This is a genomic window from Candidatus Profftia lariciata (assembly GCF_020541265.1).
Classification (GTDB): Bacteria; Pseudomonadota; Gammaproteobacteria; order Enterobacterales; family Enterobacteriaceae; genus Profftia; species Profftia lariciata.
The window spans coordinates 583,881-599,378 of the sequence record NZ_CP045925.1 but is presented as its reverse complement, the minus strand read 5'-3'; the positions used below and the strand labels follow the sequence as shown (position 1 = coordinate 599,378).

3 protein-coding genes are annotated in these 15,498 nt (G+C 21.0%); 1 reads left to right on the top strand and 2 read right to left on the bottom strand.

The window, feature by feature from the left end; translation table 11 throughout:
• Positions 1-3,186: 3,186 nt before the first annotated feature.
• Entirely contained in the window at positions 3,187-3,924 is a 738-nt protein-coding gene (locus tag GII40_RS01400) for a phosphatase (protein WP_226813607.1), read from the top strand.
• A 3,906-nt stretch (positions 3,925-7,830) separates the two neighbouring features.
• On the opposite strand, the gene rne is transcribed toward GII40_RS01400, so the two are convergent.
• On the bottom strand, positions 7,831-10,992 hold the full coding sequence (gene rne, locus GII40_RS01395; protein ID WP_226813606.1) for a ribonuclease E: 3,162 nt from the start codon (positions 10,990-10,992) through the stop codon (positions 7,831-7,833).
• 3,559 nt (positions 10,993-14,551) lie between these two features.
• Entirely contained in the window at positions 14,552-15,196 is a 645-nt protein-coding gene (gene adk / locus GII40_RS01390; RefSeq protein WP_226813605.1) for an adenylate kinase, read from the bottom strand.
• Between the last annotated feature and the right edge of the window lie 302 nt (positions 15,197-15,498).

Here is a 15,498-nt window from a genome sequence, read left to right as displayed (position 1 = left end):
ATAAATTTTACTTTATGAAGATATTATCTTTTAAAAAACTATGAGTTATGATTATATTTTTGATGTTGTGAATTTAACATCATCATGAATATTAATAAAATTATTAAGAAATGCATGTTAATGTATTTTTTAATAAAAATGCAATTATAAATAAAAATATAAATAAAAACATTAGTATTACTTAGTAATACAAACTATCAATTATTTTATGAATATATCTTATAAAAATATTTATCTTAAATAGATTATAACGTAATAATGTTAATATTATATGTATCTTTTAAAAAAGATAATATACTATATTTTATAATATATTATAATTAATCATTAGTACTAAATTTTAGTTTTATTAATATTTATTTATTAAATAAAACATAATATTTACTAAATATACAATAATTATGTATAAATAAAATGATACTTATTTTAATTAAATAGTGTTATTCCATATATATAATAAACAAATTTAGATTACTAAATATCATTATTAATCAATATTAAGTAAATATATAGTCCAATATACTGAAGATTAAAAGTATTTAATATAAAAACTTTATATCAAATAATTATATTAAATATAATTTTAATTTTATTAAAAATAATAAATATATTAATAAATATATTAATAAATATATTTTATAAAAAATCTCTTAAATATATAATTATATATATTATATTAAATACATATTCTTTTAAAGAATTGATATATTTTTAGATTACTAAATTCAATAATAGTTTAGTTTAAATAATATATTATGTATTCACGAATAATATTTTAACTAAATAACTACTATATATTATATTATCATATAAATTATTAATTAAATAAATAATTTATATGAATATAAAATATATATAGTAATATATATATTATTAAGTTATTATGAATATCAATATTTTTATTATACTAAATATTATTTAGTATAATAAAAATATTGATATTCATAATAACAGCAGATACTTATATAATAATTAAATATAGATATATATTACATAATATATATATTTACATGCAAAATAGTAAATTGACTTCATGCAATAATCTATCTCAAGATATCATAATATATGAAACAATATTAACTTTTATACTAATTATAAATTATATTTTATCAATGATAAGTTTAATTCATAAAAGTAATGTTTAATATCTTATACTTAATCATCATGTAATATCATTTAGCAGCATTTTAAAATTTACTAGCTAATTAGTAGTTATTATAGTATAATAAATAATACATCTAAATACTTATTACATAAAAATTAATACAAAGTATCATGTGAAAAGATTATTATTGATATCTCTAAAATAATTAATATTAAATTACTAATCAAACTTCAAAGTAATATGATTATTATCTTATACGGATTTATAATACTATTACATATAAACAAGATATCTAATAATATAACTAATATAATTTATATATAAAAAATATTAACAAATTAATATATTATTACCTAATATGTATTATAGTATTAAAATTTATAATTTATTTATAGATATTGCTAATATGAATAAATCAACATTAATCATAATGCTTAATGTTAAGTATATTAGATAAATATATATTAAATCACTTTTAACCCATTATGCAAGTAAATGTGATTATGATTATTAATGATACTTTAGTATAGTATAATTCAATATGTTTGTTTTTATATAGAATACATTGTAGCATTTAGTTTATATTTAATAAATGCTTAATATTTTAAATATTATATAGACTTAGATTGACAAAATTATTTATTTAGTAACATTAAATAGATATATATTTGGTTATATAATATTTTTTCTATAAAATGAAAAATGTATTTTACAGTATATATCTCTTTTTTATAAAAGAATAATGTTATTATTTATTATAGCTATATTAAGAAAATAATTTATATTAATACTTGTTATTAAAATATTTCTAATATTTTAAGATATGAATTCTTACCACTAATGGTATAATGAATTTAATCTTAATTCTAATATAAAATAAATTAATATCTTTTTAAAGAATTTAAAATTAGTAAGATTAATTACCTAAATAAAATACTAATATATTATCTTTGACTATAGAAAATCATAACATATAATATTTAATAAAATTATAATTACTGTAATAAAAGTATATTGAATAAAATGCTTAATATATATAAACTGGTAATGCAATAATATATTATAAAGATTATATCTTATCAAAATAATAAGTAGTGTTTGTTACAACGCTTACAAACTATTCGTAATATATAAATTAAATAAGTACGAAATAAGTTATTCGTATAACATTAAAGACGATATATGATTTATGATGTTCGTTTTTATTAATAACCAATATCTTGTGTATCACAATTATTTTATGTTAATTATTAATTGTACGAAATAACTATATAATCAACTATAAATAATAAAAATATTTTAAACCTAGAAATTATAGAAATCTCACATTATTTAATAATATGTATAAAATATATTATAATTATTATCTAAATATACAGTGATTTTATCAAAGATACATTATATATAAAATATATTACTATATTTTATACTCTGTTTTTACAAAAACTTACTGATATATAATAAATTATACAGGATATATCAAATTATTATTAGTAATAATATTATATAAAATCTTTTGAACAAACTTTTTTAATAAAAGTAGCTATTTAAATGTATAAAAATATGAAACTAAGATAACTATAATATCATTAATAACAATAATACATTAAATAAAATATATATTAATAATATATCAAAAATAAATTATGTACTCTTAGTATGCAGTATTATTATATAATATCATTATTATACATTACGTTTAGAACGTATTGAATTAGATCACGTTAATATAGAGATACAATACAATTTTTCACAGGTTCAATAATATTTTTATTAATATATTTATTAAAAATTAATATTAAAACATGATTTTTATAGTACATAATATAAATACAATATACATCATATATTAAAAAGAAATATTACGCTATATAATATACTTATTAAGTAATTAGAACAAAACTAGAAATATTTTTATATTATTATTTTCAATAAATAAAATATCAAAAATAATTGTTCTTTATGATGCATAAATATGAGTACATAATATATAAATAAAATAGTATTTTAATATATTGTAAAATTAATATAATGATTTTGTTATTTAAGATCAAAAGTTATCTCTATATATAGGAGAAGCCATGTATCCCGTGGATTTACATATGCACACTGTGGCAAGTACCCATGCTTATAGCACGCTACACGATTATATTATACAAGCAAATAAATGCGGAATTAAAATGTTAGCCATCACTGATCATGGTCCTGACATGGAAGATGCACCACATTATTGGCATTTTATGAATATGCGTTTATGGCCGCGCGTTGTAGATGGTATTGCTATTTTACGAGGCATTGAATCTAATATCAAAAATATAAAAGGTGAAATTGACTGCAATGATCGTATGTTACATGAGATGGATTTAATTATTGCTGGGCTCCATGAGCCAGTATTTCCACCTGAAAATTATCATAATCATACTCAAGCTATGATATCTACGATGGCAAAAGGAAATGTTGATATTATTAGTCATCCTGGTAATCCTAAGTTTCCTATTGATATTTGTGCAGTAGCAGAAGCAGCAGCATGTTATAATGTAGCTCTTGAGTTAAATAATTCTTCATTTATAAACTCTCGTATTGGTAGTGCAAATAATTGTCGCAAGATTGCTGAAGCTGTGAGCAACGCAGGAGGTTATCTTGCATTAGGCACTGATTCTCATGTAGCTTTTTCTTTAGGAAATTTTGAATATTGTATTCGTATTATAAATGAAATAGAGTTCCCGAATAATCGTATATTAAACGTATCTCCGCGACGTTTACTAAATTTTTTAATTAAACGAGGTAAAAGTGAGATTATTGAGCTTTCTGATTGGTAATCATATTATTAAATGATTAATATGTATATATGAAATAGCATATTCTGAGATAGAATAATTTTCATTTAATTGCTTATTATAATAAGCAATAATAGTGTAATTAATCTATTACATAATTGTATCTAATATATTTTATATCTTAATGTATAATTATTTATTTAACCAAATTATTTTAATGCTTTTATATACTTAATAAGATTTATGTTTTTTATATTTCTATGCGAGAGCTTAATGAAGCTCTATTTGTAATTAAAATATTTTATAGATTATATATTTTAATCAATATATACATGCTTATTAATTTGAGTAATTAGTATTTTAGATATGCCGATATCTTGCATATAAACTACTATAGCTAAACTAACTAAATCTAAATATTTTAATTCATTTAGATCAAATAGTACTTACTTTTTAATAAAACACGATGTACATCCAAAATTTTATTAACTAATATCTATGAAGAATGCCTTACAATTGGGAAGTTTCATCTATACATTGTGATCGCAGAATATGCAAATAATATTATTATTCTGCTTTAATAGCATTAATTATCGTGTAAAATATAGCTATTTCTTAGTTAATTTAGCAAACTAGTGTAACATAAAATAGATATTTATTTTTTTATTTTTAGTAGTAATTATACTAATATTTTTCGTAAATATATTAAATACCTACTAATTTCTTCTTAAAATATTTTGCGCTATTAAAAAATTTATTTTTATTCAAAGTATTATTTATTAATCTGTAATAGTAATTCTAATTAGAATAATAATAACATGATCGTGTATAGCTTATGTAGGATAAATATTATATTTTCGACTGTAATACATAAATAAATATTGAGTATAAGTTAGTTCTAGATAAAATGAAAATATTTAAAATAATATGCACGTTGCTTAATAGTAATATTACTATAATACTTATATAAAATTAAAGCATCAATAATTTTACCTATATATAATATTAGTGCTTTATGTACAATACTTAGAAAGTAATGTGGATCTTATGAAATTATTAATTATTATATATTAAAATATTCAAAAATATGTTTAACTACAAAAATCCATTTTTACAAATAATTTACTTGATTTATTTTGCTCTTAACCGATTGAATTCTAATTAACGTAAAAAATAATAATAAAATTACGCATCTATTTAAATATATCAATATATTTTTATAAAGTTATATATTACTAAATATTGATTGAAAATAATAATTACGATTATTATAAAATAATTCACTAATTAAATCTTTTAGCATTATAATATAATATATGATTGTAAATCATTGTACCATTTATTTAAAATAAATAGACTCATATCATAGTCTGCAAATACTATCTTTAATAATAAAAATTTCTCATCTAAAAATGTTGAAATAAAATAGATAACAAGCTACTATCTAAAATATAATTATATTTTTTATAGACATCTATTAACAAATGTGGTAATACTTGTTAATCAATTAAGTATCCATAATACGCTAAATAACAATACTACGAAGGCTGTATAAAAGCATGCTATTTAAGTTATTTATGTTATTAAATATCGTATATATAATATGCTCATTGATTGCATTATTATATGATACTTTAACAATCTATAAATATAAATAATAAAATGCATATAATATTATAAATAAAAAACACCAATCTAAAATTCACTATTTTAGTATGTACTGTATGAATCTTTAAACATAATGAATATTATAATATAATCTAATATTAATTTTACTAATTATGAATGCGCGATACTATGTATATTAATACTAATAATATCTTTAGAAGTAAATATTGCATCTTAATCTTTAAATAAAGCAATATATAATATTACAATAATGATAAAAATTAAGCCTTTAATGAAATTTTTATAAACATCTGCTGTATTTTTCATGTTTTACTACAATAAATTACTACCCATTCCTTTTTAATTTATACCAACAATATATCCAACACAAAGACAAATTTACAATCAAGATAATTATTAGCAGAGAGATACTAATAATATATGCAAAAAAAGAGGAAGAATACTATAACGTAGTCGATCAATAGTTATTAATTATTATATTTGAAATTTGTTGTATAACTTAAATTCAGTTAATTGATGCGGCAACTATTATACTAGAACGACCTGCAAATATTTAAGTAGTCACTACTTGACCAAGATGATAACAAGAAATAGCGATACTATAATACCACGCATATCTTAGCATTATAGGTAGTTTAAATTAAATAACCTTGTAAACCTAACAAAATATTCGTGAATAATCAGATAATATAATTATTACTATAGATTATTCATCTATACTATATATCTTCTTTATAGCAATAGTCACTGTTTAACATAATTAGATTGTGCAATTAAAGCATAATACATGATATAAGCTAGCGCTCTTAAAATAAATGCATATATGAATTTAGAAATATTTACAAGATATAAATAGATTTAATAAGCTTACAATTATTTGTTTTTTTAAAATTAGTTAATTTAAATATATCTAGCTCATAATTATTAGCTAGATATCGAAATAGCATAAGTCAATTAATAATATTATTTAAGAATTGTATTAATTGTTGCTTAAGATTATTATTAAGTTCCTAAAATTTATTGTATTTGATTCTACGCTGATTTGCTAAAATATATGAATAATAAACAATACTTAATACCTTTGGTCTATTGTGTTAGATTACAAAATAAATAATTTTTAAAAAATAGTTAAGTTCATCAATTAATATAATTAAGGTACCTATTACTATTATATCTTAGTTAAGATAAAAAGTTTATGAAAAAAGAAAAATTTCTAGAGCGCATGTAATTACAAAGGCTAGCGAAGTATGATAAATCATGTCATTTAATAATTTAGAAACATTAACTATTTTTTCTCTCATATAACGTAATCTTACTACCTCTATCTTTATCAAAGATGTTGTGTGTATAAAATAGTTTAAGTATTTATATATTCTGTATATTACAATACTACATTATTAATAACTATTAGATGAGAAAATAAAGCACCTAATTGAAAATTATTCTCATTTTTTTGCTAACTTGAAAGATCATAACATGATAATAATCAAATACTTTGATCATAAAAAATAATATTATGCTTTTGGCGTATTTTCTTATTCATCAAATATAATAAAATAATTATTTGTAATACCATAATAACAGTAATCTTTTTCGATATAGTTTTTGTTATATCAAAAAAATTTACTTTTTATTACGATTAATGCTAATCAGTTATATTAAATTCGTTATCTATTAATAAAATATATTATACGTTCTTAGCTATATTATTAATTAAATTATTAAAATAAAAAAGAACTAAATTACTGTTCACTACTACTAATGTAGTGTACTGCTAAAGATTAAGTATTAGTAAAATATAAAAAATAATTAATATATTACTTATAATGTCTAAATTGTATAGAATTAAAATTAATTCATAAAAATGATAGATATAAATATAACATAATTAGAAAAGAAGCAATATAACTTATTTATTATGAATAAATAGATTACTATAATGTTAAGTTAGGAGAATAATCCTTATAACATTTCATATCTATTATACCAAATAAATATGATAGAACATATTAGTTATAAATACTAATAATGTTAATACTATATTATAGTATAATCTCTTTATGAAAGATATACACATATAATCAATGATTATTAATATTTTTATATTAAGATACTACATTAAAAAGATTTCAATTATTTTTGATAGCCACCTAATTTTAATTATATCTAAAAAATAAGGCGGCTATTATAATAATTAGTTACTTAACAAATATTACATAAAAATGATCGTATTTAAGTATGCTCATGTATGTTTTTATATTATGTTTAATAAATTACTAATGTAGAAAATCCCAAGTTAATTTATTTATTTCATAATATTTAATCAACTACTAATGGCTTAGCTGTTGGTGCCGTTGACTTATTTATAGCTGCATGAGCACCAGCTCCATTTTTATCATGCATATTTATAGTAGGATAATCTACAGTATTTATTACTAAAATATCAGGCATACACTTATCTTCTGCTGGAACTTTAGTTATTGGAGCTGTTACTACTTTTTGCAAATGATTTGTCATTAAAGAGTTATTCATAGTAGATTTTATAATATCTGTTTCAATAATAACGCTCTTGACTACAAATCTTTTATTTTTTATATTAGCAGTAGGTATGATTTCTGGTATTGTTTCTATTGTTAAAGAATTATTAATAGCAACATCAATCTTGTTAGTGTTAGTGACTATTGGAATAATATTTTTTGGTTTTATAGTAGACGTTGTTTTAACTAATTCTTTAAGTTTTATCTTTTTATTTTCAGTCGTATTTAAAATTTTTGTAGTTTCTTGTATTACTTTTTCAATTTTATGAGATGTATTTGGCACTTCTGTAATTGATGTTGCAATTATAGAAGTTACCATTGATTCAATTATTACTGGTTCAGAAGTCATTGATTTAACTGGAAGTTTTTTAATCACTATAGATTGAGCTATATTTTTTTTTGAAATTTGATCAGTATGATTGTTAATCTGTAATTGCTTAATTAAAGACTGTTGATTTTCTGGTATAATTGTAATTGATTTTTTTACTATTGGATAATGAATCCATACTTTACCAAATGCAATTTCAGGAGATGCTACAGCAAAGATAAGAGGTACAGGAGAATGAGTAGGATAACGATCGCTGCGATAGCGACGACGACGTTGAGCACTAACACGCAGATGACGTGGTGAACGTCGAGAACGACGAGGTATAATATTTTTAACTGTATCGTCATTATTATAAGATACTAACTCTGTATTTGCTTGTAGTATTGTAGTATTATTGTCAGCAATATTAGCAACAAAGGTAGTCTCAGTTAATTTTATAACTTCATTATTAGATAGATTTTTTAAACTGATCCTATTATTGAGTTTGCCTTTATAATTACTAGATAAATGCTTATTTTTTTCATAGATACTATCTTTTATTGTAGTGACAACAATATCGTGTTTATTCTCCAAAGGTGTAACTAATTTCTGTATTTGATATTGATCTTTCATAAGATGTAATTTATGATCGTTATGGTTAGATGCAGTAAGTATAGGATTAATGTTATACTCTTCAACAGAAGTGTGCAAAGTAACTTCTTTATTAACAGAAGGTGTTAAATAACTTTGTTTGCTATTTTTAGTATTAACATGATTATTAGGTTCGTTACAATCATCACAATTGTTATTTTCATTCTTACGAATATTATAATCACGATTATTTTGATGATAATGATAAGATTTTTTTGTTGGTGTAATAGATTTAGTAACTTGTTTTTGTTCTGTCTCTAAAATTGAAAACATATTTTTTAATATCGAGAATATACGTTTAACTAGACTAGATTCTGCTACAATTTGCTCAGTAACTTTTGTTACAAAATTAGTACTATCTTTAACTAATGGATTTTTAACATCTACAAAAAAAGTAGATAGTGCTGGTGGTTCAGATCTTTTACGCTCAAGAATAACATCTTCCTCAGTTGTTAAAAGTTCTGCTTCGTGTAACTGAGGTAGTAGATAGCTTAGCGTACTAGTTACCTCACCATGACGTATACGAACTATTGAATAGTGTGGTGTTTGCATTTGATCATGAGGTACTACAATTACTTTTACACCGTCTTGACGTTTTTCAATGATGCTTACTGATTCTCGTTTTTCATTAAGCAAGTAAGAAGCAACGGGAATAGGAACAATAGCATGAACTTCATTAGTGTTATCTTTTAATGCTTCTTCTTCAATTAAACGAAGAATAGATAAAGACAATGATTCATTATCACGTACAGTACCAGTACCATTACAGCGAGGACATATGTGATGACTGGATTCACCTAATGATGGACTGAGACGCTGACGAGACATTTCAAGCAAACCAAATCGAGAAATTCTACCTATCTGAATACGCGCTCTATCCTGCCGAACAGCATCGCGTAAACGGTTTTCAATTTCCCTTTGATGTCGAATAATTGTCATATCTATGAAATCAATAACAATAAGACCACCAAGATCACGTAAACGCAATTGACGAGCAATTTCATCAGTTGCTTCAAGATTAGTATTAAATGCCGTTTCTTCAATATATCCTCCGCGAGTTGCACGAGCAGAGTTAATATCTATAGCTATTAGAGCTTCAGTAGAATCAATTACAATAGAACCTCCAGAAGGTAGACGTACCTCGCGTTGAAAAGCTGACTCAATTTGAGATTCAATCTGATAATGACTAAATAACGGAATTTCACCTGTATATAGTTTAATTTTACTACTAAAATCAGGACGACCTAAAGCTGTAATATGTTGTTTAGCTAGTGCAAGAATATCAGGATTATCAATAAGTATTTCACCAATATCAGGACGTAGGTAATCACGAAATGCACGAACAATAACATTACTTTCTTGATGTATTAAAAATGGTGCAGAACGTCCTTTAGCTGCTTTTTTAATAGCATCCCAATGTTTTAAGCGAAATGATAAATCCCATTGTAGTGCTTCAGCAGATTTACCTAATCCTGCTGTACGAATAATGAGCCCCATACCATCAGGAAGCTGCAAAGAAGATAATGCTTCTTTTAGCTCTATACGATCATCACCTTCTATACGACGAGAAATACCACCTGCACGTGGATTATTAGGCATTAATACCAAATAGCTTCCAGCTAAGCTAATAAAAGTTGTTAATGCTGCACCTTTGGTGCCACGTTCTTCTTTGTCAACTTGTACAATTACTTCCTGGCATTCGCGTAACACATCTTTAATATTTGGTCTGCCATAATAAGCATAATTACTAGGAAAATATTCGCGGGCTATTTCTTTAAGAGGTAAAAAACCATGTCGTTCAGCACCATATTCTACAAAAGCAGCTTCTAAACTTGGCTCAATTCGAGTTATTTTTCCCTTGTAGATATTTGCTTTTTTTTGTTCGTGACCTGTACTTTCAATATCTAAATCATACAGACGTTGCCCATCGACAAGAGCAACACGCAACTCTTCATGTTGAGTTGCGTTAATCAACATTCTTTTCATCTTAAACTTACTCATTTTTTTTGCATTGGCAATTAATATTTTAATAAAATAATGTCTTAATTAAGAAAAAATGAACATTATTTTGATTACAAAGTCTTCAACCTTATAATTATAATATTTACATAAAGACGTATATTTTAGTAATCTTCTATTTATTAGTGAAAATTAACTATAATTAACAATAATATTGTTTATCAATAAATATTTCATATAAAATACCAATATTCTCTGCTTTTATATGTAAATTTCAATTGTTATATATAGTCTTTTAATAACTTGATCTAATAAATTATTGTTATGCCATTGCTGTATTTTTATATTATCAAGTACATATCAATTATTGTCGTTTTTTTATTTTAATAAAAATAAACGTAGACATCTTTTTATTATTTCACGGCAAATTTTTCTGTATAACAAAGATAATTTCTTATTATACAGAAGATTATTGTAATACTTAACAAGTAAATATTCTAATTACTGTCTATATTATTTATAATATAATAGCAATTTTATCTAAATATTGTTTTTAACAAAGTTACTAAAATAGTATCTTTATTTGTTAATGCCATACAATTTTTATAAATAATAAAATAGATTTTATTTACTATTTTTACCAAATTTAAACTGTATCCTAATACAGTATCTTAGTAATTTTTTAAAAAAATTACTTCATTTTTTATTTTAATAATATTTACTATAATTAATAAATTATTTTTAATAAAAAATATATTTTTTATCTGTTACTATTATCTTACAATATATCTCATAATAAGATCGGTCATCTAATTATATGGCATACCTTATATATTAGTAATTTTCTTGAAAAAAAATAGCATTTTCATAAAAATAGATAAAATACGCTAATACTCAAATATAAAATTAGTATAGATTAACTATCTAAATAGTATTTTTCTCATATTAAACAAAATAAATAAATTAAATTATTTTAAATGAATATAATTAATTTAAATTATATCATCTTCTTCTATCGTGAAGGTGCAAGTAAGACTTATCAGTACTTAAAATAATATTAATAAATTAAGTGATTTGCGTATTTTATATGTCTGATAAAATAATAAGATAAGTAATTAATGTTTATGTTTATTAGATGAGATAATTTATTGGTATAATATAAGTTCTTAGGTAAAATATAGTGTAGTAATACGGCTTAGTTTAAGATTACCTACGTAATTAATTAAAATACATTATTTATATGTATTGGGCTTTTTCTCTATATTAAAGATTTCAATATATACATCTTGGTAAATATCTCTATAAAAAAATTAATAGATTATGTAACTAAATTATGTATACTTTCAATAACAATATCATCCAAATAGTAATAATTGCTATATTTTTTATTTTTATAATATCAATATAACATCTATATATACAATAAACAGTCCCTTTATAAAAAATAGCTAATTAATATTATTTAAACAATAATCTAAAATTACTATAACAGTATTAAATTAAGTTAGAATATTATCTATGATAATATTATATTAATTATAAAAATAACATTATAAATAAAAATATTAATTGATAATTCATTGGTTGTGTCATATAAAATATATGATCTAATTATAGATTTTCATATCATTTGTAATTATTTGTTGATTACTAGCATAAGTAATTTATAGTACTTTAAGAAATATTTAGTAATAAAATGATATAAATAATTGAATTTTTTTAAAGACATTATCTTATTTATTAAGATAATAAATGTTTTTATAAATAAAAAATTAAAAATAAATAATAAAATTAACAAAAAATATCATTCAAATAGATATGCTAAAATTATTTAATAACAATAAAAATAAGAAATTTATTAATATAAATGATAATGAATATACTATCTTAGTATACGATGTATAAAAATAAATATTTATACTTACATGAAGTAATATATATAATTAGTATTATATTGTCATATGAGGGAAAAATATTTTAAACAAATTAGTACTAAATAACTATAATTATAATACTTAATTTTTTATTATCTTTAATATAGCATGCCAATGATTTGATTTCATTCATAATTCACCGATAAAATAACTGAATATGCAAAAAAATATTTAATATAGAAATATATTGAATATTGTGTCCGGATTTAAAAAATAATTTTTTATTTTATAATTAGCTTTATTTTAGTATTTAAAAATGTTATAAAATTACAGGTAAATGACTTGTAATTTATTGGCTATTTTATTAAAATAGAATATAATAATTTTATTAATAAATATATTTAGACATTATTCTAATCTAAAATAATATTAACGAAATATAATATATTTTATTTTATTCAAAATTAATTAATTTACTATATTATAGTATAATAATTATTAAATATTTTGTTTGAATAACTATATTATTGCTTAATGATAACTATATCAAATAGAATTAGAAATAACAAAATATTTAACTATCCGTAATCTGTAGAATTAGTATTACTCTTACTACATAACACAAGAAATGTAATCTAAATAGATATTCAGTATAACAATAAATACAATTAACTATATTATTACATAATAAAATAATTATATTATTATATTAATAATGTTATATCATTTATTTTAGTATAATTAAGATTATTAATTATATTTTCATGTACATTAATTATAACTCATTTCTATACTTAAATATTTGATATATTTCATTTTAATACTATATATTGAAATAGCTATACTATTATTAAAGAGTACTTTTTTATTTATATAAATGTGTAAAACTCATTATATATAGAAAATGTAATAATAAGATTATATATAATCAGAATAAAGCTCTTAATAAGATAGACAACATTTAAAATGCTTATTATTAAAATAAATAAGTAAAAAAATACTTCATTGCTAATAAAGTTAAGGTATATTGCATATTTTAATGTAAATTACATAAAATATGATTTTATTTACTATATTTTAGTTGCTATTAATGTAGTAATAATATTTTTATATATAAAATATATAATGCGATAAATAGACATTAAAATCATGTTTTATATTTTAAATAAAATATAATATTAGAATAGAATTTATTATACAGAAATATATAATATCTTTACTTATAACATTGTATGTTATTAGCATATATAAAATTAAATTTTTCGGTAATTTTGCAAAATTATTATACTATTTTATATATTTATTATAATACTATGTATTATTAATTATAATTTTAAAAAATTATAATTATCAATAGTTGCATATAATATTGTATTTATAGTTTACAAAAGTATAGTTACTTAATATTTATTAAAATAATATTTTTTAAAAACCATTCTTAAAAAGAATACTTCTTCCTTATATCATAATCTATTTTTATTAAATTAAAATTATATATTTAGATTATATTAAGATATAAATTTTCGTAAAGTTATAATATTAAGGAAAATTATCTATACATATCTTATCTATTGCTTTTAATTAACGTAAAGATATTTGAATAGATAAATATTACATAGTAAATTTATTTTTTCTGTATTATGTTATTTATATAGAATATTAAATACTTTAAATACAAAAACAATAATACTAATAATATCATTATTTAACTTTTATCCTAGAATATTTTTTAACTGCACCCGTACATTAGCAATAGACTGAGCTCCATCTAATTGGAAGTACTTTGTATTACCTTGTGCCGCTTCTTCTAAATAATATTTTATCAGCGGTGTAGTTTGTTTTTGATATTCAATGAGACGATTACGTACTATTTCTTCCTTATCATCTTGACGAGTAACTAAATTTTCACCAGTAAGATCGTCTTTATTTGCAACTTTAGGTTGGTTAAATTTAACATGATAAATACGTCCGGAACTATAATGTATACGACGACCAATAATACGTTCTATGAGTAGCTTTTCAGGTACTGCTAGTACTAATACAAAATCTATATTAATTTTCACTGCTTTTATAGCTTCAGCTTGATCAATAGTACGTGGAAAACCATCTAATAAAAAACCATTTTGGCAATCTTCTTGCATGATACGCTCTTTGAATAACAAAATAACTAAATCATTAGTTACTAATAGACCATTATTTATAACTTCTTTTATTTTTTCACTAAATATAGAATTATATTCTAGTGCTTTACGTAACATATCACCAGTAGAAATATGCGGAATATTATATTTCTCTGTAATGAAATGTGCCTGAGTACCTTTACCGGCACCAGGAGGAGCAAGTAGAATAATACGCATTAAGTTAAATCCTTAAACATTATTGTATAAAATTTTAAAATACATCTTATTATACGTACACTTGTATTTTAAAAAAAAATTTATAATACTATAATATAGTACTAATATGACTACATAAAATTATATTTATATTTATTATTTTGTAATACATACTACGTATATTTTAAATAAGTTATTAGTTAATATTATAATAACTATATAAATATTTTTATAAATGAAGAAAGCAAGCACAATATTAATGCATAACTAACAAGTTAATTACTATTTATACTCATACTAGATTGTTAATATTTAATAAATAT